Origin of the sequence: Ruegeria sp. HKCCD7251 (genome assembly GCF_013031165.1) — a bacterium.
Taxonomy (GTDB): domain Bacteria; phylum Pseudomonadota; class Alphaproteobacteria; order Rhodobacterales; family Rhodobacteraceae; genus Ruegeria.
Genome location: NZ_WPZC01000009.1, coordinates 19,051 through 37,946, shown reverse-complemented (window position 1 = coordinate 37,946; position 18,896 = coordinate 19,051). Strand labels below are relative to the sequence as shown.

At 57.4% G+C, this 18,896-nt stretch carries 25 protein-coding genes; 13 read left to right on the top strand and 12 right to left on the bottom strand.

Annotated elements, in window-relative coordinates:
• The first annotated feature begins 1 nt into the window (after window position 1).
• Both GOX75_RS17670 and GOX75_RS17665 read left to right on the top strand, forming a co-directional pair.
• Window positions 2-238: a hypothetical protein gene (locus GOX75_RS17670; RefSeq protein ID WP_171125291.1), complete on the top strand. Its 237-nt coding sequence runs from the start codon at window positions 2-4 to the stop codon at window positions 236-238.
• A 1-nt stretch (window position 239) separates the two neighbouring features.
• Window positions 240-476, top strand: coding sequence for a GlsB/YeaQ/YmgE family stress response membrane protein (locus GOX75_RS17665; RefSeq protein WP_170413888.1), 237 nt, complete (start codon window positions 240-242; stop codon window positions 474-476).
• Window positions 477-528: 52 nt separating this feature from the next.
• Here the strand turns inward: GOX75_RS17665 and GOX75_RS17660 are convergent, their stop codons facing one another.
• The 6 genes from GOX75_RS17660 to GOX75_RS17635 all read right to left on the bottom strand — a co-directional run bounded on the left by GOX75_RS17660 (window position 529) and on the right by GOX75_RS17635 (window position 4,352).
• Complete coding sequence (locus GOX75_RS17660; RefSeq protein WP_171125289.1) at window positions 529-1,152, bottom strand: trimeric intracellular cation channel family protein; 624 nt, start codon at window positions 1,150-1,152, stop codon at window positions 529-531.
• A complete protein-coding gene (gene rnhA / locus GOX75_RS17655; RefSeq protein WP_171125287.1) occupies window positions 1,149-1,616 on the bottom strand; it encodes a ribonuclease HI in 468 nt (155 codons plus the stop codon). Before rnhA ends, GOX75_RS17660 begins: the two co-directional genes overlap by 4 nt.
• On the bottom strand, window positions 1,609-2,196 hold the full coding sequence (locus GOX75_RS17650; protein WP_371808138.1) for a class I SAM-dependent methyltransferase: 588 nt from the start codon (window positions 2,194-2,196) through the stop codon (window positions 1,609-1,611). The genes rnhA and GOX75_RS17650 overlap by 8 nt, the downstream gene beginning before the upstream one ends.
• Window positions 2,193-2,645 (bottom strand): DUF3429 domain-containing protein, encoded by a 453-nt coding sequence (locus tag GOX75_RS17645; RefSeq protein WP_171125285.1) that lies wholly within the window; start codon window positions 2,643-2,645, stop codon window positions 2,193-2,195. The genes GOX75_RS17650 and GOX75_RS17645 overlap by 4 nt, the downstream gene beginning before the upstream one ends.
• Entirely contained in the window at window positions 2,642-3,592 is a 951-nt protein-coding gene (gene ispH, locus GOX75_RS17640; protein WP_171125283.1) for a 4-hydroxy-3-methylbut-2-enyl diphosphate reductase, read from the bottom strand. The genes GOX75_RS17645 and ispH overlap by 4 nt, the downstream gene beginning before the upstream one ends.
• A gap of 187 nt (window positions 3,593-3,779) precedes the next feature.
• Window positions 3,780-4,352 carry an NYN domain-containing protein gene (locus GOX75_RS17635; RefSeq protein ID WP_058278950.1) on the bottom strand — a complete coding sequence of 191 codons (573 nt, stop codon included), beginning with the start codon at window positions 4,350-4,352 and terminating at the stop codon, window positions 3,780-3,782.
• Between the two features lie 140 nt (window positions 4,353-4,492).
• Between GOX75_RS17635 and folK the strand changes: the two genes are divergently transcribed.
• The 5 genes from folK (at window position 4,493) to GOX75_RS17610 (ending at window position 9,129) form a co-directional block, all read left to right on the top strand.
• Window positions 4,493-5,062, top strand: coding sequence for a 2-amino-4-hydroxy-6-hydroxymethyldihydropteridine diphosphokinase (gene folK, locus GOX75_RS17630; protein WP_171125281.1), 570 nt, complete (start codon window positions 4,493-4,495; stop codon window positions 5,060-5,062).
• A 94-nt stretch (window positions 5,063-5,156) separates the two neighbouring features.
• Window positions 5,157-5,510 carry a DNA-directed RNA polymerase subunit omega gene (gene rpoZ / locus GOX75_RS17625; protein ID WP_142639234.1) on the top strand — a complete coding sequence of 118 codons (354 nt, stop codon included), beginning with the start codon at window positions 5,157-5,159 and terminating at the stop codon, window positions 5,508-5,510.
• Window positions 5,511-5,536: 26 nt separating this feature from the next.
• Window positions 5,537-7,669 (top strand): bifunctional (p)ppGpp synthetase/guanosine-3',5'-bis(diphosphate) 3'-pyrophosphohydrolase, encoded by a 2,133-nt coding sequence (locus tag GOX75_RS17620; RefSeq protein WP_171125279.1) that lies wholly within the window; start codon window positions 5,537-5,539, stop codon window positions 7,667-7,669.
• A 16-nt stretch (window positions 7,670-7,685) separates the two neighbouring features.
• On the top strand, window positions 7,686-8,384 hold the full coding sequence (locus tag GOX75_RS17615; protein WP_171125277.1) for a DUF2062 domain-containing protein: 699 nt from the start codon (window positions 7,686-7,688) through the stop codon (window positions 8,382-8,384).
• A complete protein-coding gene (locus GOX75_RS17610) occupies window positions 8,377-9,129 on the top strand; it encodes a pyridoxine 5'-phosphate synthase (protein WP_171125275.1) in 753 nt (250 codons plus the stop codon). The genes GOX75_RS17615 and GOX75_RS17610 overlap by 8 nt, the downstream gene beginning before the upstream one ends.
• A 10-nt stretch (window positions 9,130-9,139) precedes the next feature.
• On the opposite strand, the gene GOX75_RS17605 is transcribed toward GOX75_RS17610, so the two are convergent.
• Window positions 9,140-9,988 carry a PHB depolymerase family esterase gene (locus GOX75_RS17605; protein WP_171125273.1) on the bottom strand — a complete coding sequence of 283 codons (849 nt, stop codon included), beginning with the start codon at window positions 9,986-9,988 and terminating at the stop codon, window positions 9,140-9,142.
• 123 nt (window positions 9,989-10,111) lie between these two features.
• On the opposite strand from GOX75_RS17605, the gene acpS reads away from it, so the two are divergent.
• From acpS to rnc, 3 genes are all read left to right on the top strand, one after another.
• Window positions 10,112-10,513, top strand: coding sequence for a holo-ACP synthase (gene acpS, locus GOX75_RS17600; protein ID WP_171125271.1), 402 nt, complete (start codon window positions 10,112-10,114; stop codon window positions 10,511-10,513).
• 75 nt (window positions 10,514-10,588) lie between these two features.
• The gene (gene lepB, locus GOX75_RS17595) at window positions 10,589-11,428 is read left to right on the top strand and encodes a signal peptidase I (protein WP_171125269.1); all 840 of its coding nucleotides are present in this window, start codon (window positions 10,589-10,591) and stop codon (window positions 11,426-11,428) included.
• On the top strand, window positions 11,425-12,102 hold the full coding sequence (gene rnc / locus GOX75_RS17590; RefSeq protein ID WP_171125267.1) for a ribonuclease III: 678 nt from the start codon (window positions 11,425-11,427) through the stop codon (window positions 12,100-12,102). Before lepB ends, rnc begins: the two co-directional genes overlap by 4 nt.
• 3 nt (window positions 12,103-12,105) lie before the next feature.
• Here rnc and GOX75_RS17585 read toward each other — a convergent pair whose 3' ends face one another.
• Both GOX75_RS17585 and GOX75_RS17580 read right to left on the bottom strand, forming a co-directional pair.
• Complete coding sequence (locus tag GOX75_RS17585) at window positions 12,106-12,864, bottom strand: hypothetical protein (protein ID WP_171125265.1); 759 nt, start codon at window positions 12,862-12,864, stop codon at window positions 12,106-12,108.
• Window positions 12,861-13,664: a hypothetical protein gene (locus GOX75_RS17580; RefSeq protein ID WP_171125263.1), complete on the bottom strand. Its 804-nt coding sequence runs from the start codon at window positions 13,662-13,664 to the stop codon at window positions 12,861-12,863. The genes GOX75_RS17585 and GOX75_RS17580 overlap by 4 nt, the downstream gene beginning before the upstream one ends.
• 188 nt (window positions 13,665-13,852) lie before the next feature.
• Between GOX75_RS17580 and era the strand changes: the two genes are divergently transcribed.
• From era to recO, 3 genes are all read left to right on the top strand, one after another.
• The gene (gene era, locus GOX75_RS17575) at window positions 13,853-14,761 is read left to right on the top strand and encodes a GTPase Era (protein ID WP_171125261.1); all 909 of its coding nucleotides are present in this window, start codon (window positions 13,853-13,855) and stop codon (window positions 14,759-14,761) included.
• Window positions 14,758-15,087: a DUF1491 family protein gene (locus GOX75_RS17570; protein ID WP_171125259.1), complete on the top strand. Its 330-nt coding sequence runs from the start codon at window positions 14,758-14,760 to the stop codon at window positions 15,085-15,087. Before era ends, GOX75_RS17570 begins: the two co-directional genes overlap by 4 nt.
• Before the next feature lie 144 nt (window positions 15,088-15,231).
• The gene (recO, locus tag GOX75_RS17565) at window positions 15,232-15,957 is read left to right on the top strand and encodes a DNA repair protein RecO (RefSeq protein WP_171125257.1); all 726 of its coding nucleotides are present in this window, start codon (window positions 15,232-15,234) and stop codon (window positions 15,955-15,957) included.
• Here the strand turns inward: recO and GOX75_RS17560 are convergent.
• From GOX75_RS17560 to GOX75_RS17550, 3 genes are all read right to left on the bottom strand, one after another.
• Complete coding sequence (locus tag GOX75_RS17560; protein WP_171125255.1) at window positions 15,941-16,333, bottom strand: META domain-containing protein; 393 nt, start codon at window positions 16,331-16,333, stop codon at window positions 15,941-15,943. The two genes, recO and GOX75_RS17560, sit on opposite strands and share 17 nt — an antisense overlap.
• A gap of 13 nt (window positions 16,334-16,346) precedes the next feature.
• Window positions 16,347-16,901 carry a hypothetical protein gene (locus GOX75_RS17555; protein WP_171125254.1) on the bottom strand — a complete coding sequence of 185 codons (555 nt, stop codon included), beginning with the start codon at window positions 16,899-16,901 and terminating at the stop codon, window positions 16,347-16,349.
• Window positions 16,902-17,071: 170 nt separating this feature from the next.
• A complete protein-coding gene (locus GOX75_RS17550; protein ID WP_171125252.1) occupies window positions 17,072-18,763 on the bottom strand; it encodes an acyl-CoA dehydrogenase family protein in 1,692 nt (563 codons plus the stop codon).
• Window positions 18,764-18,896: the final 133 nt, after the last annotated feature.

The following is an 18,896-nucleotide window of genomic DNA, read 5'->3' as shown; positions in this document are numbered from 1 at the left end:
CATGTTCATGATCCTGATGGGCACAATTGTGATCGCCGGGATCGTTGGATACCTGTCCGAAAAGACCGGTTTCACGCATAACGGATATGTGCCTTCGATCATCATATGCATTGGTGGAGCGTTTCTGTTTTATTTTGTCCGTATCATGTTCGGCATCAGCTTTGGCGCGCCCGGTCTGAATGCCGTGATCTCATCCATTGGCGCGCTGATCATCGTGCCGACGCATTGGAGGAAATGACATGCCCGTAATCGCTCTGATCGTGATCGGCGCGGCCGCAGGGTTTCTGGCCACGCGTCTGATGCGGATCGAGGCTGACATTCCGACAACGATGCTCATTGGCATAGTCGGCGCGCTGGTCGGAGGGTTTCTGCTGCGCGCATTGATAACGGTTGCAGGGTGGCTGTCCGGTTTTGTCGGAGCTGTTTTGGGCGCATTGCTGGTGATCTGGATCTGGCAAAAATATCTGCGCCGCTGATCTGCGTGTCCTCTGTTCGCTTAACCTACAATATGTGGCCCAAGCCTCGTTGCTAACGACGCGGTGGTCTGCTTTTGTAGACTGGCAATCGCCAGCCAAACAGCAGCGATCCAGCCCTGAGGGCCCAGCAGACAAGGGCACAGGCGGAAAGAGCGGCAAAGGTGTCCAGCCCTAAACGGGTTGCTAATACGGCCGTCAGAGCACCAGCAAAGGCGCAAGACACATAAAGCTCGCCCTGTTTCAGAACCAGCGGGACCTCATTGCAGACCACGTCGCGCATCAGTCCACCGAGGCAACCTGTAATGATCCCCATCAGAACAACGATGACGCCGGAATGACCCAGTGACAACGCAGCCGCCGTTCCTGCGGCAACGGCGATGGACAGGGCAAAACTGTCCAGCCAAACCAGCCAATTATACCGGCTTTCCATCAGGTGTGCGGTGAAAAACACCAGCGCTGCAGCACCCGTTGCGATCAGGATGTAATTTGGCTGGCCAACCCAGAAAACAGGGTGCCGGTCCAGCAGGAGATCACGCACTGTTCCGCCGCCAACCGCAGTCAGGCAGGCAACGAACGCAAAGCCCACCAAATCCAACTGCGCCCGGCTTGCGACCAAGGCGCCCGTCAACGCGAACACAAAGACCGAGGCATAGTCCAGCAGTGCCAGACCGCTCACGCCTTTTCCTTTTTTGGCTTGAACGGAGCCATGCCCGCACGGGCCAGTTCGTCGGCCTTTTCGTTCTCGGGGTGTCCGGCATGTCCTTTGACCCACTCCCACGTCACGTCGTGGCGGGTCTGCGCTTCGTCCAGTCGTTGCCACAGATCGACATTCTTGACGGGCTTTTTGTTCGAGGTCTTCCAGCCATTGCGTTTCCAGCCGAAAATCCAGCCGGTCACTCCGTTCTTTACATAGGCGCTGTCTGTAACGACCGTGATCTTCGAGGCCCGCTCCAGTGTTTCCAACGCGCTGATCGCGGCCAGCAATTCCATGCGGTTATTGGTAGTTTCGGCCTCTCCGCCGTTCAGCTCGCGTTCTTTCAGAACGGTGTCGCCATCCATCGCGCGCAGCAACACACCCCATCCGCCGGGGCCGGGATTGCCGGAACAGGCCCCGTCTGTATAGGCGAACAGTTCAGGCATGGGCGAGCACCAGAATGAAGCCGTCGTATGACCCGGCCAGCCCCGCGCCGACGCCAGTGGTGATCTGGTCGATGGTAAATCCGGTGGTTGCAAGGGCCTCTTCGATCTCGGTCTGCGAGAAATAGGTATAGAACCGATCCAGGTCGTCGCGATGTTCCCCCGTGCCGAGTTTCAGGCCAAGGAAGAAAACGCCCTGAGGTTTCAAAGCGCGGTGGATCGCCGTCAAATGACGTGGGAAATCTTCGCGCGGGGCGTGCAAAAGTGAAAAGCTGGCATAGATGCCATCATACTTAGAAACCTCGGTCACGTCATCGAACGTGCCGAGATGCGCATCTATGCCATTTTCCAAGGCGTGATCGACAAAGGCCTGTGTTGCGTCCAGCGCGCGAACCCGCAAGCCTTCGCGCTGCAAGAACGCACTGTCTGAACCGGGACCAGAGCCGAGGTCCAGAACATAGCCACCATTCACGACGGCTTCGGCAAAGGCCATGCGCGCTTCGATCTGTTCGGGGGGCAGGGGGATACTCAGGTATTCTGCAACGCGGGTTGTGTAAGCATCGATCGTTCTTTTATCGGTCACAGGTATACTCCGACGGCAAGGCAGGCCAAGACAACGGCCGTCAGCAACATGCGCAACCGCATCCACCAGACCGGGGTCAGTCGCCAGTATGAAAACATGGCGTCCAATAAAAGCAACCCGGCAAATCCGTACATCAGGTTTGTTCCGGCACTGACTGGGCCGCCGCCTGTCTTGAAGAACGCCCATAGCGCAGGCAGGACCGAGAGCGTGTAGCAGGTTGCTGCTTTGCTGCCCGACGTTTTGGTCGCGAAGCCCCACAAAACGCCTGACATGAAGCTCAGGATGACCGAACCGTAGAATAGCTGGATATACGGCCCAACAAACCGAGGCCCCAGCGCCTGTTTCCCCCAGTCGTTCAGATCACCGTTCAGGTAGGTCAGAGCACCCCAGATGAACGGGATAAGGCCGGTTAGTCCAAGGAGCAGGGGGGCTTTTGGTATTCCGCTCATGCGGGTTCCCGCAGCACGCGCGGGACTTTGAATTCAACGTTTTCGACGGCCGTTTCCACCATCTCGACCGTCACGTCATAGTGATCGCGGAAGGCATCTATCACCTCGTTCACCAACACTTCGGGGGCCGATGCACCCGCCGTGATTGCAATGCTGGAGATCCCTTCCAGCGCGCGCCAGTCGATATCGGTCGCGCGCTGCACGAGCTGGGCATAGTCACACCCAGCGCGCGAGGCGACTTCGACCAGACGCCGTGAATTGGACGAATTGGGTGCCCCCACCACCAACAGGGCGTCGGACTTTGGCGCAACGGCCTTGACCGCTTCCTGCCGGTTGGTCGTCGCATAGCAGATGTCTTCCTTATGCGGTCCGACAATCGCCGGGAACCGGGCCTGAAGCGCCGCGATAATGTCTTTTGTGTCGTCGACAGACAGGGTGGTCTGGGTCACAAAGGCCAGCTTTTCGGGGTTGCGAACCTGAACCGTAGCAACATCTTCGACCGTTTCGACCAACAGCACTTCGCCCGCTGGCAGCTGGCCCATGGTCCCAACCGTTTCCGGGTGCCCCTTGTGCCCGATCATGATCATCTGAAGACCCGCGTCCGAGTGGCGCTGGGCTTCGACATGGACCTTGGAGACCAAAGGACAGGTCGCGTCCACATAGATCATTTCGCGCCGTGTCGCCGTTTCCGGGACCGATTTCGGCACGCCATGGGCGGAAAAGATCACTGGCCGGTCATCAGGGCATTCGTCCAGTTCCTCGACAAACACCGCTCCTTTGTCGCGCAGCCCGTCGACGACAAATTTGTTATGCACGATCTCGTGGCGCACATAGACCGGTGCGCCCCATTTTTGCAGGGCCATTTCAACGATCTTGATGGCCCGGTCGACACCGGCGCAGAACCCGCGCGGCGCGGCAAGGTACAAAGTCAGCGGGGGCTTGTTCATGTCACGGTCTCCTTAAGGCCACAGGTAAGTCTTTTCCCGGCCTTGGTCCAGACAGGACTGCGTCATTGATCTGACATGAATCAGTGCTAGCCAAGAGGTGTTTTAGCACCTGTCTTTAGTTAAAGAAGCGCGGTCAGGTGTTAAGCCTGACCGCGCCGTTTTCAACTCGGTTGTGAGTGACCGGGTGTTACTGCCCACCGGCCGCAACGCTGCGCGGTTCCATGGGCATCTCACGCGGAGGGCGGCCGATCACGTCGCGCAGGTCCTCCAACTCGATGAAGTTGTCCGCCTGGCGGCGCAGTTCGTCCGAGATCATCGGCGGCTGGCTGCGAATGGTCGAGACGACCGATACACGCACGCCCTGACGTTGCAGGCTGGCAATCAGCGGGCGGAAATCCCCATCGCCCGAAAACAGCACGATATGATCCACGCGTGGTGCCAGTTCCATGGCATCGACGGTCAGTTCAATGTCCATGTTTCCTTTGACTTTCCGACGCCCCATGCTGTCGGTGTATTCCTTTGCCGGTTTTGTCACCATGGTGAAGCCGTTGTAATGCAGCCAGTCAACCAAAGGACGGATCGGCGAATACTCGTCGTTTTCCAAGAGCGCTGTGTAGTAGAAAGCTCTGAGCATCTTACCGCGACGCATGAATTCCTGACGCAGCAGCTTGTAGTCGATATCAAACCCAAGCGCTTTGGCGGCCGCATAAAGATTCGAGCCGTCGATGAACAGCGCTAGCCGTTCGTCTTTATAAAACATAAATAGTTCCTTCCGGTACAAACCAGAACGCCGGGTGTTACGTGAGTGAGTCTAGGAAATAGGCGGCGCGCTGATACGCCTATAATTAGGGCATTTAATGTGTATCGCAAGTATGCAATTCACCGAATATAGGGAGTAGAATGCGCAATTTTTTGTCAAAAGTGGTGATCGCACTAGGTGCAAATCTCAATTTGAGGGATCAAGGACCCAAGGTGACACTGGAAAAGGCGCTTGACGCGATACCGCGTCAGGGGGTGCTGATTCGCGCGGTCAGCCGGTTTTTCGAGACGCCGTGTTTCCCAGCCGGAGCGGGGCCGGATTATGTCAACGCGGCCGCGCTGATCGAGACTGACAAGACCCCGGCAGAACTTTTGCATCTGCTGCATGAGGTCGAGCATGACCACGGCCGCCAACGGGTTCAGCGCTGGGGAATGCGCACACTGGATTTGGATCTGGTTTGCTATGACGATCAGGTGCTGCCCGATCGCGATGGGTATGAGCGGTGGAGAACCTTGTCTGCGGAAGACCAAAAACAACAGGCGCCGGATCAGTTGATCCTGCCGCATCCCCGTCTTCAGGATCGGCCTTTTGTATTGGTGCCCATGGCAGATATCGCCCCGGATTGGCGTCATCCGGTGCTGGGCCGAACCGTGCAGGAAATGCTGGCAGACCTTCCTGCGGACGATGTCGCGGCAGTCACCCCAATGTGAACGGTGCATTTGCAGCATTTCCTGCTTGTCAAGGCGGGGATTCGCGCTTAGATAAACCTCTTCCTGACATGGATTCAGTAACGGAGAGCGCCCTATGGCCCGCGTGACGGTTGAAGACTGCGTAGACAAAGTGCCAAACCGGTTCGAGCTTGTGATGCTTGCCGCCCATCGTGCGCGCGAGATTTCCGCTGGTGGCCCGATCACCGTGGACCGCGACAACGACAAAAACCCTGTCGTTTCGCTGCGCGAGATCGCGGACGAAACCCAAAGCGCGGATGAGCTGCGCGAGCGCCTGATCGAAGCCAACCAGACCCAGATTGAAGTTGACGAGCCGGAAGAAGACCAGATGGCTCTGCTGATGGGTGCGGAAACCGATAAGCCTGCGGACGACGATATGTCCGAAGAAAAGCTTCTGCGCGCTCTGATGGAGGCTCAAGGCCAGGGGTAATCCCCTCGAACGAAGGTGCGGACCGGATGATTTCTGCAGACGATCTGATTGCGCTGGTCCGCAACTACAACCCTAAGACAAATGCAGATCGCATCGCCCGGGCTTATGAGTTCGGAAAGCAGATGCATGAAGGCCAGTTCCGCCACTCGGGAGAGCCTTATTTTACCCACCCCGTTGCCGTTGCCGCTATCCTGACCGAACAGCGTCTGGATGATGCAACGATCATCACCGCCCTTTTGCATGACACGATCGAAGACACCAAGGCCAATTACGGCAAAGTGTCCGATCTGTTCGGGGATGAGGTCGCTAAGCTGGTTGATGGGGTCACCAAGCTGACGAACCTGCAGCTTTCCAGTCGTGAAACCAAACAGGCCGAGAACTTTCGCAAACTATTCATGGCGATGTCCAAGGACTTGCGGGTTATTCTGGTTAAGCTGGCCGACCGCCTGCACAACATGCGCACGATCAAGGCGATGCGCCCCGAAAAGCAGGTGCAAAAGGCGCGCGAGACGATGGATATCTACGCGCCGCTTGCAGGCCGCATGGGGATGCAATGGATGCGCGAGGAGCTGGAAGACCTCGCCTTTCGCGTTCTGAACCCCGAAGGCCGCCAGTCGATCATTCGCCGTTTCATCACATTGCAGCGTGAAACCGGTGATGTGATTCATCGCATCACGGGCGATATGCGGCGCGAGTTGGAAAAGGCCGGGATCGAAGCTGAGGTGTTTGGCCGCGCCAAGAAACCTTATTCGATTTGGCGCAAGATGCAGGAAAAGGATCAAGGCTTTTCGCGCCTGTCTGACATCTATGGATTCCGCATCATCACTCAGACCGAAGAAGATTGTTACCGGACGCTGGGCGCAATCCACCAACGCTGGCGTGCGGTGCCGGGGCGGTTCAAGGACTACATCAGCCAGCCGAAATCGAACGGGTACCGCTCGATCCATACAACCGTGTCGGGACGCGACGGTAAACGGGTCGAGGTTCAGATTCGTACCCGTCAGATGCATGACGTTGCCGAAACAGGTGTGGCCGCGCATTGGTCTTATCGCGATGGTGTCCGCTCGGAAAACCCGTTTGCGGTCGATCCGGCGAAATGGATCGCCAACCTGACCGAACAGTTTGACAGCGAAGAGGATCACGAAGATTTCCTCGAAGCGGTCAAGTTGGAGATGTATTCCGACCAGGTGTTCTGCTTCACGCCCAAGGGCGACGTGGTCAAGCTGCCGCGCGGGGCCACGCCGATTGACTTTGCGTATGCGATCCACACCCGGATCGGGTCCGCCTGTGTTGGCGCCAAAGTGGACGGCATCAGGGTTCCGTTGTGGACACGGATCAAGAATGGGCAATCGGTGGATATTATCACCGCCGACGGGCAAACCCCGCAGGTCACATGGCTTGAGATTGCGGTGACCGGGAAGGCGAGAACCGCCATTCGCCGTGCGCTGCGCGAAGTGGACCGTGAACGGTTCATCAAGCTGGGCAAAGAGTTGGCGCGGTCCGGCTTTGATCACGTCGGACGCAAAGCGACCGACAAAGCCTTGGATACGGCCGCCAAGCATCTTCGTTTGAAAGACCGCCACGAATTGCTGGCGCGGCTTGGCAGCGCGGAACTGACCGCCCATGATGTGGTCAGTGCGGTTTATCCGGAACTGACACAGGATGACGGCGACGCGATCCCGTTGCGCCGTGCTGTGATCGGTCTGGAGCCGGGGCAGAAATTCGACCGCGCGCCTTGCTGTCAGCCTCTGCCGGGTGAGCGGATCGTGGGCATTACCTATCGCGGGAAAGGCGTTGTGGTCCACGCCATTGATTGCGATCGCCTGACCGAGTTTGAGGGCGAGCCCGACCGTTGGGTCGATCTGCACTGGCATACCGGAACGCACCCGGCTGTTTATGGTGCAACCCTGGACCTGACCATTGGCAATGACGCCGGGGTGCTGGGGCGTATTTGCACATTGATCGGCGAGAAAAAGGCCAATATTTCAAACTTGGAATTTGTCGACCGCAAACCGGATTTTTACCGTTTGTTGATCAATGTCGAACTTCGGGATCTGGAGCAATTGCATTCGCTGATGCTGATGCTGGAGGCCGAAAGCGACGTTGCCGCGGTCGAACGCTACCGGGACAGGACCAAAACCGCCGTGGCGGCTGGCTAGGAAGGGGTGATCAGGAGTGGTTTTCAAGCGCCGAGATCGACGCTCGCCTGTCCAGATCGCATCCGAATTCGTCTATCCCCGAGGCGGATGGACGCGCGCTTTTCACTACGTCAAACATCGGGTCCGCCGCCTACCGGATTCGCCTGAACGTATTGCGCGTGGGATCGGGGCAGGGGTCTTTGCAGCGTTCACCCCCTTTTATGGATTGCACTTCGTCGTAGCCGCGGTGTGCGCGCGTTTGATCAACGGCAACATTCTGGCTGCGCTCAGCGGGACATTCTTTGGCAACCCGTTGACTTATGTACCTATCGGAGTGGTTTGCCTGCAGACGGGCCATTTCCTGCTCGGGACCGAGTTTCAGGAAGGCGACACGCAGGGGCTGATGGGAAAATTCGCTAATGCCCTGCGCGATCTGAAAGACAACCTGATCGCCATGTTCACCGACCGGGTCGCGGATTGGCACGGGCTTGGCATCTTCTATCGTGAGGTGTTCTACCCCTATCTGATTGGCGGAATTCTTCCGGGTCTTTTGGCCGCTGCGATTTGTTACTACCTCAGCCTGCCTTTGATCCGCACCTATCAGCAGCGCCGCCGCGACAAGATCAAGGCAAAGTTTGATGAAATCAAACGGCTGGCCGAAACCAAGACTGCCGTTCCAGTTTCAAACGCACTAGGCTCGGCCAAAAGTTCGGAAAAGGAATCAGGCGATGTCTGACAATCATTTGCGTCTGGGCGTGAACATCGACCACGTGGCGACCATTAGAAATGCGCGGGGCGGGGCCTATCCCGATCCAATGCGCGCCGCAAAACTGGCAGAAGAGGCTGGCGCAGACGGTATCACCGCTCATCTGCGCGAGGATCGCCGGCACATCGTTGATGCCGATATTGAAGCGTTGATGGATGCGCTGACCGTTCCGCTGAATTTTGAGATGGCCGCCACGCCCGAGATGCAGAAGATCGCCCTGCGCCACAAACCGCACGCTGTTTGTATCGTCCCCGAAAAGCGAGAGGAACGCACCACCGAGGGCGGACTTGAGGTTGCGCGCGAGGAAAACAAGCTGGCGCATTTCATCGCTCCGCTACGGGACGTCGGCTGCCGTGTGTCCATCTTTATCGCCGCCGACCAACGCCAGATCGAGGCCGCCCATCGCATCGGTGCCGAAGTGATCGAACTGCACACCGGTGCATATTGCGACGCCTTTGCCGAGGGTCACATGGGCGAGGCCAACCGTGAACTGGAAGGCCTGTGCGAGATGTCGGCTTTCGCCCATTCGCTGGGCCTTGAGGTCCACGCAGGCCACGGCCTGACCTATGACACAGTTCAACCTATTGCCGCCTTCCCCGAGGTGCGCGAGCTGAACATCGGTCATTTCCTGATCGGCGAAGCCATCTTTCGCGGCCTCACCCCCGCCATAGCCGAGATGCGCAGGTTGATGGATGAGGCGCGGAGGGCAAGCTGAAACGGTGCCTCTACCGAGTGGCGGGAAGTTCGATGAACCATTGCGCCACTTGGTCCGCCCAATCGGTCTGTCGACCATGGCCGTGTGGCCCTAACGCCAACGTGACCGACCCCCCTTTACACTTGGTCCATCTTTTTTCCCAAGTTGATGAATTTGTATCCACCGCATTTGCCATTTGGCCGCATTCGTTGGTGCGGGTCAGCAGTTCGACAGACTTGAGAACACTTCCTTGTTCAAATTCATACCCGCCGAAAACCACGAACCTGCCTTCCAGCGGTACAGTGCGATCCGCAAATCCATGTGAGTGATGCATGTGCACCGGGCCGCTGCACCGTCGCCACATCGGTTCCCAAAACGCGCCGGATGCAGATGCGTAGGCAGATGCAAAGTCGTGCGAATAACAGGCCTTGTCCCAGACCATTGAACCGCCACGGGAATACCCGGCAAGTAAAATTCTATTAGCGTCCAGGCCAAAACGATTTACGGCGTCTGCTTTTATGTCTTCCAGTGCCTTCAAATCATCTCTGGGCCAGCGATGGCCATCGTGAACACCCCAGTCCAGAACTTTGGGGTTTCCGACATCTGCTTGTCCATTTGGAACGATGACCGCAATTCCCCTTTCAATAAAGGGGGTTGTGAGGTTGGATCGTTTGACTGCCGAGTCGGCGGTGGCGGCATATCCGTGCAGGTAGATTACGCTTGGGGCATTTTGCGGTACCTCTGGCAAGACGACCCTGTAGGTAAGCTGCCCAACCTGACATGGATTATCCTCTTCACCGCAGTCCTGATTTTGCGCCGTGGCGATGCTGGCCAACGGTAAGATGGTCGCCACAATTCCCCAGAATAGTCTGTTGAACATCTCCAAAGCCCTCTGCTGGGACAATTTGGTCAATGCTTATCACAAAATAGCGCTGACCCACCATCTGCTTGCCAAGCCAGTCAAATTACCGTTGATTGTCGCCATTGCTAAATTGAGAAACCAATGATCCTCGGCATCGGCACAGACCTCGCGAATATCGAACGTATCCAGGGCACGCTTGACCGGTTCGGCGATCGGTTCCGCAACCGCGTCTTCACTGAGATTGAACAGCGCAAGGCCGAGAACCGTGCCGACACAGCTGGAACCTATGCCAAACGCTGGGCAGCGAAAGAAGCGTGCTCCAAGGCGCTGGGCACCGGTCTGCGTATGGGGATCGCGTGGAAGGATATGTCAGTCACCAATCTGAAAACCGGTCAACCGGTCATGCATGTGACGGGTTGGGCGGCAGAACGGCTGCGTGAGATGACCCCCGAGGGCCATGAGGCAATCGTCCACGTCACGCTGACCGATGATCACCCCTGGGCCCAGGCCTTCGTAGTGATCGAGGCGCGCCCGCTTCAATAACGCAGCGCTCAGCCTTGACTAACCTTGCCGCGCCACGCATGTAGCACCCCAACAAACCAAGGACCGGAGAGCAGTATGGCCGAGGACGTCAAAACCGGAAATCCCGTGTGGGAGACGATCAAAACCATCGTCTACGCGCTGTTGATCGCAGGTGTTTTCCGCACGCTGTTCTTTCAGCCCTTCTGGATTCCGTCCGGCTCGATGAAACAGACCCTGTTGATCGGGGACTTCCTGTTCGTCAACAAGATGGCCTATGGGTATTCTTATGCGTCCTGCCCCAGCCTGATTATTCCCAGCGTTGGCCTGAATATCGACGCCGAAGAAATCTGTGGATGGATGCAGGGCGAGGATAACACGCGTATTTGGGGCACTGAGCCAGAGCGCGGCGATGTGATCGTGTTCCGCCATCCGGTCAACGGGCGCGACTATATCAAGCGCCTGATCGGTTTGCCGGGCGATCGTATTCAAATCCGTGAAGGGCAGATCATTCTGAACGGCACCCCGGTCCCGCAGAAGCCCGACGGGGTATTCACCGAAATCTCTGAACCTCAGGGATCGCAGGGATTGAGACCACGTTGCGAAAACGGTCCGGTTGGCTTTGGCGGTCTTTGCGAAAAATCCCGAGTGATCGAGACATTGCCCAATGGCGTGTCTTACGATGTGCTTAATATCGGCAATCAGGGATCGGACAATACCGGCATCTATACCGTGCCCGAGGGTGAATATTTCTTTATGGGCGACAACCGTGACAACTCCAGCGACAGCCGCCTGCCGGTATCGGCCGGGGGTGTTGGGTATGTCCCCTACGAAGACCTGATCGGTCGGGCCGACCGTATCATGTTCTCGTCCGCTGGCCGGTCTATGCTGTTCTTCTGGACTTGGCGGGGCGACCGGTTCTTCAAGGCGGTCAATTGAAGCTATCGGCTGAAATAAAAGCTTTTCAAAAGCGGTTGGGGTACGAGTTCTCGAACCCCGAACTGCTGGTACGCGCGCTGACCCATGGATCAGTCTCGTCGCCGACACGACCAGATAATCAGCGGTTGGAGTTTCTGGGCGACCGGGTTTTGGGTCTGGTGATGGCAACGGCGCTTCTGGAAAGCGACAAGAAAGCGTCCGAAGGGCAGCTTGCCCCGCGGTTCAACGCCCTTGTCCGAAAAGAGGCCTGTGCGGACGTGGCGCGGCAGATTGATCTGGGCGCGGTGTTGAAACTTGGCCGGTCCGAGATGCTGTCCGGCGGTCGTCGCAAACAGGCCCTGCTGGGGGATGCGATGGAAGCGGTTATTGCCGCGGTCTACCGCGATGCCGGATTTGAAACAGCGGCCGAGGTTATCCTCAGGCTGTGGGGTGACCGGATTCACAATGTCGAAGAGGATGCGCGCGACGCGAAAACCTCTTTGCAGGAATGGGCGCAGGCGCGGGGCCAGAAACCCCCGTCCTATGTCGAAATCAAGCGCAGCGGCCCGGATCATGCGCCGGTTTTCACCATCGCAGCCCGCCTTCAGGACGGAACCGAGGCGCAGTCAACGGCTGGATCAAAGCGTCAGGCAGAGCAGGCAGCCGCAAAAGCGCTGTTGGACAGGCTGACCTGATTGCTAAGGTGCGGGCGGCAGTTTCCCCTGCTCTTGCAGCACCTTCAATATGCTTAGGATTGTATCTGGGCTGACATCGAAAGACCCATCCAGCGCAACGCCAATCCCCCCGTCGCCAATTTCCACCGTGCCACCGGCGTCATAGCGCGCGTCAATGGATGAAAGTTCTGGCGGAAGCGTTGGACAGATTGGGTTGCGCTTTAGCAGGGCGTCAGCGGCCTTTTCGATGATGCTGCGGGCATCGTTCAAAAACCCCTGCTTTGTGTTGGGATCAAGGATCGGGGTTTCAAGGGTCAATTCCAAACCGGTCAAATCAAAATACACGCACTGGTTTTGCACCTGAGCAGACGCGGTTCCGGTAAATGTGATCGTATTCGCCGCTATGCTGCCCTGCCGTTTGGGAGGCTGCCCGAGTTGATGATCGCAGCGGAAGGCCTCCATCTTGACGCGGCCTTCTACATTCACATCGCGCCCGAGGGCAGACAGATCAAGGTTGTCCAATGTTACGTCGGCATTACACAAGTCGGACAATTCAGTGTTTCTTAGGCCCTGTATCAACGCGGCTTGGATATCCCGCAAATCCAGAATGGCATCCACCGAGATACGGGTTGGTGAAACCTCTTTTAACGTCAGGTTCAACTGGTACGGAATTTCAGTGCCATCCGATCCCAGGGTCCGCTCAAACTCGAGCTGCACGTCACGGGCATCCGCTGGCTGGAAGCCCAGACAGAAGCCAACAGCAAGGGCAAAGTACCGCTTCATTCCACCACCCCGAACCCTTGCTTTTTCTGTAGCGCCGCGATTAGGTCCAACAGCGTTCCTGCACTGGTATCAACCGAACCGCTAAGCGCGGCACCCACGCCGCCGCTGCCGATTTCTCTGATCCCGCCAGAGGTAAAGCGCGGCTCCAACCCTTTCAATTCACTTGGAAGCTCTGGGCAAACGGGGTTTTCCGCCAATACTTCGGCGCCTTTTTCAAGGATCAAGAGGCGGGCTTTTTCCGTCAGCCCGATCATGTCAGAGACAGTTCCGAGAAACCCCTGCAAGTCCAGTTCCACATCTTCCAGACGTAAGTGAAGACAGTTCCGTTCAGCTGCGGCAGAGGCTTTGATCATGACATCCACATTCTGCCCGAACAGCAAAACACCTCGGTAGTGCGTTTTGGGATCATCGGTGTCGCAGGCATAGAATTTGGCCTGAACCTGTCCATCCGCCACCAAGGCATCTGCCTGGGCTGACACTTGTGACACAGCCAAAGCGAATTTTTGCTGGCAGGTTTCTTTCAGAACGCTTGAAAACAGCCACGGCGCGAGGTCCTGCAGTGAACGAAGATCTAAAAACGCGTCCATACCCAACCGGGTTTCGCCAGCGTCTTTGAGGGACACGAAAAGAGTATAAGGAAGGTCCTTGCCTTTGACCTGCACGGTTTCGGCGATGCGAAACTTCACGGTCTCGGCATGTGCCGGTCTAACGGCCGTAGATACTGAGCAAACCAGAACAGTGATCATTCCGGCAAACATGCTGCCCGTCCAATGCCTGATGCCGACGAAAGCTGAAAACACGTAGTCCACCTGTAATATGCAACTTTAGGCTAGCAGAGAATTTTACACGCCGCTGGCCTTTTTTCGGGGAATGTAGATCGCAAGGGATTGCGGGACGGTTGCGCATGGCTGTCTTGCAACAAATGCCTCTGGCCCATCGGCTCTTTCTGATATAGGGGTGCGCACTTGCAAACAGGATCGCAGCACACATGACCACACGCGCCGGATTTATCGCTCTGATCGGAGAGCCTAACGCAGGCAAATCCACCCTTCTGAACCGGATGGTCGGGGCCAAGGTTTCGATTGTGACGCATAAGGTTCAGACCACGCGCGCCCGTATTCGTGGCGTCGCGATGGAAGGGGATGCGCAGCTTGTGTTTGTGGACACACCCGGCCTGTTCAAACCACGTCGCCGACTGGATCGCGCGATGGTTGCCGCAGCGTGGGGCGGGGCGGCGGATGCTGATGTCGTTGTTCTGATGGTCGAGGCGCATCGCGGCATCACCGAAGGGGTTGAACGTATCCTGGAAGGGCTGGAAGAGATCGGGCAGGGCCGTACCATCGCATTGGCGATCAACAAGATCGACAAGGTGCCCAGTGAAAAGCTGCTGGCGCTGACCAGCGACCTGAACGCGCGCTATCCATTTGCTGATACCTTCATGATTTCGGCCGAGAAAGGCCACGGTGTCGATGACCTTCGCAAATGGTTGGCGGTTGAATTGCCCGAGGGCCCGTGGCTCTATCCCGAAGACCAAATTGCCGATCTGCCGCTGCGGATGATCGCAGCCGAAATGACGCGCGAGAAACTGACCCTACGGCTGCATCAGGAATTGCCCTATCAGCTCACGGTCGAGACCGAGAATTGGGAAGAGCGCAAGGATGGCTCGGCCAAGATAGATCAGGTCATCTATGTCATGCGCGATGGCCACAAAGGGATCGTTTTGGGCAAGCGCGGCGAAACAATCAAAGCCGTCAGCCAAGCGGCCCGCGCCGAACTGGAAGAGTTTCTGGACCGTAAAATCCACCTGTTCCTGCAGGTAAAGGTCCGACCTAACTGGCTGGAAGAGTCCGAGCGCTATTCGGAAATGGGGCTGGATTTCAAAGACGGAAACGCATGACCCGTCTGACCGCAGATTTCTGGGTTCACGCCTATATCGCGCGGTTGCGGCTTCAGGATATCCCTGCATTTGTCGTGTCGCATGGCGACGATACGGCCGGTGCCGTCTTGGTCAAAATGAACACGCTGGATGGTCAGGCGGTGGCATACCAACGCAGCTTTGACTTGATGAGCGGTGAGCGTAAATGGGTGGAGCTGTCCGGTGGCGCGGAGGCAGACGTGGACCAAGCCATTCAACGCCAACGCAGTTTTGACCCTGATCTTTGGGTGATCGAGGTTGAAGACCGGCAAGGGCGGCACCTTTTGGGTGAGGACGGGCTGGAGTGATGGTCCGGCTCGGCGCGTAACAACTTGAGCCCAAACCATGGCGCAAAACGCCAAGACTTTGTGGCGCCTCGCATTTGATACCCTTGCACACTGCGCTGGCTTGGGATTTGCTGCGCTCGGTACAATCTGTCACGGGATCAAAACTTGGACTGGCGCGATCATGGCATCCTTCTGACCTCCCGCAGACATGGTGAGACCTCGGCGATCATCGAGGTCTTTACCGAAGCCCACGGCCGTCACGCAGGGGTTGTTCGGGGTGGGGCCAGCCGCAAGATTTCTCCGATCCTGCAACCGGGTGCGCAGTTGGATGTGCTTTGGCGGGCTCGGCTGGAAGAGCATCTTGGCACGTTTCAGGTTGAACCGTTGCGGTCCCGCGCAGCGGCGGCGTTTTCCGGTCGGTTGGCGCTGTCCGGGCTGAACGCTGTGGTGGCGTTGTTGTCCTTCAGCCTGCCCGAGCGTGAACCGCATCCGGGGGTTTACAAGCAAACCGAACAGTTGATGGACCTGCTGGGCCAAGATGAGATTTGGCCACTGGCTTATCTGCGTTGGGAACTGGCGTTGCTTGAGGAATTGGGCTTTGGCCTCGACTTTTCAGCCTGTGCTGTGACCGGCGCGACCGAGGGGTTGGTTTTTGTCTCGCCGAAAACCGGACGAGCGGTCAGCAAGCAGGGCGCGGGGGAATGGGCGGACAGGCTGTTGCCTTTGCCCCTCTGCCTGAAGGGCGAAGGCACAGCCCCGGATTCAGAAATCGCGCAGGGTCTGCGGACCACTGGCTACTTTCTGGAGCATCATCTGGCCCCATCGCTTGGTCACAACCCACTGCCCGAGGCCCGAGCCCGTTTCATTGATCAGTTCACTCGGCGGCTTTGAACAGCATTTCATGCCCGTCGTCATTGCGCAGGATCAGGACATCGCCGGATACTTCGGACTGGGTCATGGCCAGTAGCGCCGCAAAGTAGAACCCTTCGGCTTCAAGACCGGCGCAGGCCGCGCGTGTGGCCGTCAGGTCGGCGATTTCGAACCAAGGGTAGGGCGCGTTCAGCGTACCGCTGTAGCTGTTGCAGGGGGCATTGCCTGCGATCTTGCCTTCTTCGGGGAAACTCAGCAGGGCGCTTGCCGGAAAGCGTTCACCATCGATTTCCTGCAGTACCCAGGTCTGATCCGCCGCGCCATAGGCGGCCACGGTTTCGTCCTTGTCGCATTGCAGTAGCGCCAGCAGAGGAAAAGCAAAGACGAGGCGTATCATGCTGGTATCCTTATCAATACGGTATCGCGCCGTTCAGCAGTTCTTCCCGAACCTCGCTACGAGGCCGCCAGTTATACCGAGTGTCTTCGCGCACAGGGGCCCAGAAAAGCGCCCCACTGTTCCGCCAAGGGTCGAGAATGACACCGTCATACATCGAGGCACCTTTAGCGCTGATCAGGGCCGAGTGATGGATGATGCGAAACGATGTTGGTGGTGACGTGGCCCAATGCACGTCCAGTGTCCGAAAATCTTCCTGCCGCAGGCGTGTGGACATGGCTTCGGCCCAGTCATTGCACAACCCTCGTTCCCGAAACCCGTTAATGACTTTTGCATTGTGAATGATCGCCGGGTCCGTAACATTCCAGTCCCGCGCTAATTGCTGCGAATATGTGTATGAAATGCGGGCAGCCCTTTGCGCCTCGGCAGGGTCGACACGCGGGTCGAGGTCCGTGATAGCCGCGGCAAGCGCGTCAATGTCGTCTTGACCAGCGCTGGGTTGCGTGGTCGTGCAGCCGCCAAGCGCAAGGGTCAGGACGGTCGCGCAAAGTACCAATAAAGATCGGATCATTCTGATTTTCGCATTTGGAACTGTTTGTACGTTTTGGCTGCTCTATCGTCGTTTTGAGTGAATTCATAGAACGAACTGACAGATCAGCCAAAAGCGCACGCACCTGCTGACAAAAAAGACCCGGCGCGAACGCCGGGTCAAGTTGGGGAAACGGGGTTGCCGTAATCAGGTTAGCCCAGCAGACGCCGAGCGATCACTTGTGCCTGAATTTCGGCAGCCCCCTCAAAAATGTTTAGAATGCGTGCGTCACACAGAACGCGACTGATCTTGTATTCCAGTGCAAAACCGTTGCCGCCATGAATCTGCAAACCGTTATCAGCGGCGGCCCAAGCAACACGAGCCCCCAACAGCTTGGCCATGCCAGCCTCAAGGTCGCAGCGCTGGCCGTGGTCTTTTTCCCATGCGCTGAAATAGGTCAACTGACGCGCGATCATGATTTCGACCGCCATCATCGCCAGCTTGCCCGAGACACGCGGGAAATTGATCAGCGATTTGCCGAATTGCTTGCGTTCCTGCGCGTATTGCATGGCGATATCCAGCGCGCTTTGCGCCACGCCAATGGCCCGTGCGGCGGTTTGGATGCGGGCGGATTCGAAAGTCTCCATCAGTTGTTTGAAGCCTTTACCCTCTTCGCCGCCAAGCAGGTTTTCACCTTTGACTTTGAAGCCGTCAAAACCCAGCTCGTATTCTTTCATGCCGCGATAACCCAGAACCTCGATCTCACCGCCGGTCATGCCTTCGGTGGGGAAGGGGTTCTCATCCGTGCCCGGCGTTTTTTCCGCCAGGAACATCGACAGGCCACGGTGGTCGGTGGTGTCAGGGTTGGTGCGGGCCAGCAGGGTCATCACATGGGTGCGTGCGGCATGGGTGATCCATGTCTTGTTTCCGGTGACTTCGTAATCGCCATCCCCGGTCTTGGTCGCCCGTGTGCGCAGGCTACCAAGGTCCGAGCCGGTGTTGGGTTCGGTGAAAACAGCCGTGGGCAGGATCTCGGCGCTGGCGATTTTGGGAAGCCATTGGGCCTTTTGCTCGTCCGTGCCGCCTGCGATGATCAACTCAGCCGCAATCTCGGACCGCGTGCCCAGTGAACCGACGCCAATATAACCGCGCGACAGTTCCTCGGACACAACGCACATCGAGGCTTTGGACAGGCCAAATCCGCCGAATTCTTCGGGGATGGTCAGGCCAAAGACGCCCATCTCGGCCAGTTCCTCGATGATCTCGATCGGGATCAGTTCATCCTTGAGATGCCAGTCATGAGCGTTCGGTTCGACTTTTTCCTGTGCGTAGCGGCGGAACTGGTCGCGGATCATTTCCAGTTCTTCTTCCAAACCCGAAGCGCCAAACATGGTCGCACCGGCCTGATCTTCCATCAGGGCCACCAGACGTGTGCGGGCGGCCTGAGAGTTCGCCTGCGCCATCAGCGTCTGCACTTCGGAGCTTTGGAAGCCCGACAGCGCGTCCCAGCCAAGGCCCATATCCTGCAGGCGCACGACCTCACCCTGGTTCATCGGAATGCCGCCGGCGACCTGATGCAGATATTCGCCAAAGGCGATCTGGTGCAGCAATTGTTCGATTTCGCCAAATTTGCCATCGGCGTCCAACGCCTCGGCCCAGCGTTGCATTTGTTGCAGGGATTGCTGATACGTCGCAAGCCATGCCAGCCCATGTGCTGCGGTTTGGTTGGCTTCGATCAACGCACCAGATACACGACCGTCCTTGGTTACCATTGCCCGGACCGACTCGCGCGCGCGTTCAAACACTGCTTCGACAGCGGGCACCGCAAAGCGGGTCAAAGTCAGAAGGTCGGGCAAAATCGCGGATGTTGTCATCTGGGTCATATCCTGTCCGTCATGGGCCATGAATCACGTCCTTTTCTGGGTCGTATGGTCTTACCATGCTGCACATGCAGCGCAACAAAAATACGAATTACGCTGCGAAAAAGTTCAAAAATTGCTTGATCATTTTTGCAATGCAGAGAATTTCAGGGATGCT

Bases quoted from the DNA above. Each gene is read 5' to 3' on its own strand.
- GOX75_RS17670 (WP_171125291.1), top strand. From the start codon at position 2: ATGTTCATGATCCTGATGGGCACAATTGTGATCGCCGGGATCGTTGGA.
- GOX75_RS17665 (WP_170413888.1), top strand. From the start codon at position 240: ATGCCCGTAATCGCTCTGATCGTGATCGGCGCGGCCGCAGGGTTTCTG.
- rnhA (WP_171125287.1), bottom strand. From the start codon at position 1,616: ATGCCTGAACTGTTCGCCTATACAGACGGGGCCTGTTCCGGCAATCCC.
- GOX75_RS17645 (WP_171125285.1), bottom strand. From the start codon at position 2,645: ATGAGCGGAATACCAAAAGCCCCCCTGCTCCTTGGACTAACCGGCCTT.
- ispH (WP_171125283.1), bottom strand. From the start codon at position 3,592: ATGAACAAGCCCCCGCTGACTTTGTACCTTGCCGCGCCGCGCGGGTTC.
- GOX75_RS17635 (WP_058278950.1), bottom strand. From the start codon at position 4,352: ATGTTTTATAAAGACGAACGGCTAGCGCTGTTCATCGACGGCTCGAAT.
- folK (WP_171125281.1), top strand. From the start codon at position 4,493: ATGCGCAATTTTTTGTCAAAAGTGGTGATCGCACTAGGTGCAAATCTC.
- rpoZ (WP_142639234.1), top strand. From the start codon at position 5,157: ATGGCCCGCGTGACGGTTGAAGACTGCGTAGACAAAGTGCCAAACCGG.
- GOX75_RS17620 (WP_171125279.1), top strand. From the start codon at position 5,537: ATGATTTCTGCAGACGATCTGATTGCGCTGGTCCGCAACTACAACCCT.
- GOX75_RS17610 (WP_171125275.1), top strand. From the start codon at position 8,377: ATGTCTGACAATCATTTGCGTCTGGGCGTGAACATCGACCACGTGGCG.
- GOX75_RS17605 (WP_171125273.1), bottom strand. From the start codon at position 9,988: ATGTTCAACAGACTATTCTGGGGAATTGTGGCGACCATCTTACCGTTG.
- acpS (WP_171125271.1), top strand. From the start codon at position 10,112: ATGATCCTCGGCATCGGCACAGACCTCGCGAATATCGAACGTATCCAG.
- lepB (WP_171125269.1), top strand. From the start codon at position 10,589: ATGGCCGAGGACGTCAAAACCGGAAATCCCGTGTGGGAGACGATCAAA.
- GOX75_RS17585 (WP_171125265.1), bottom strand. From the start codon at position 12,864: ATGAAGCGGTACTTTGCCCTTGCTGTTGGCTTCTGTCTGGGCTTCCAG.
- era (WP_171125261.1), top strand. From the start codon at position 13,853: ATGACCACACGCGCCGGATTTATCGCTCTGATCGGAGAGCCTAACGCA.
- GOX75_RS17570 (WP_171125259.1), top strand. From the start codon at position 14,758: ATGACCCGTCTGACCGCAGATTTCTGGGTTCACGCCTATATCGCGCGG.
- GOX75_RS17560 (WP_171125255.1), bottom strand. From the start codon at position 16,333: ATGATACGCCTCGTCTTTGCTTTTCCTCTGCTGGCGCTACTGCAATGC.
- GOX75_RS17555 (WP_171125254.1), bottom strand. From the start codon at position 16,901: ATGATCCGATCTTTATTGGTACTTTGCGCGACCGTCCTGACCCTTGCG.
- GOX75_RS17550 (WP_171125252.1), bottom strand. From the start codon at position 18,763: ATGGCCCATGACGGACAGGATATGACCCAGATGACAACATCCGCGATT.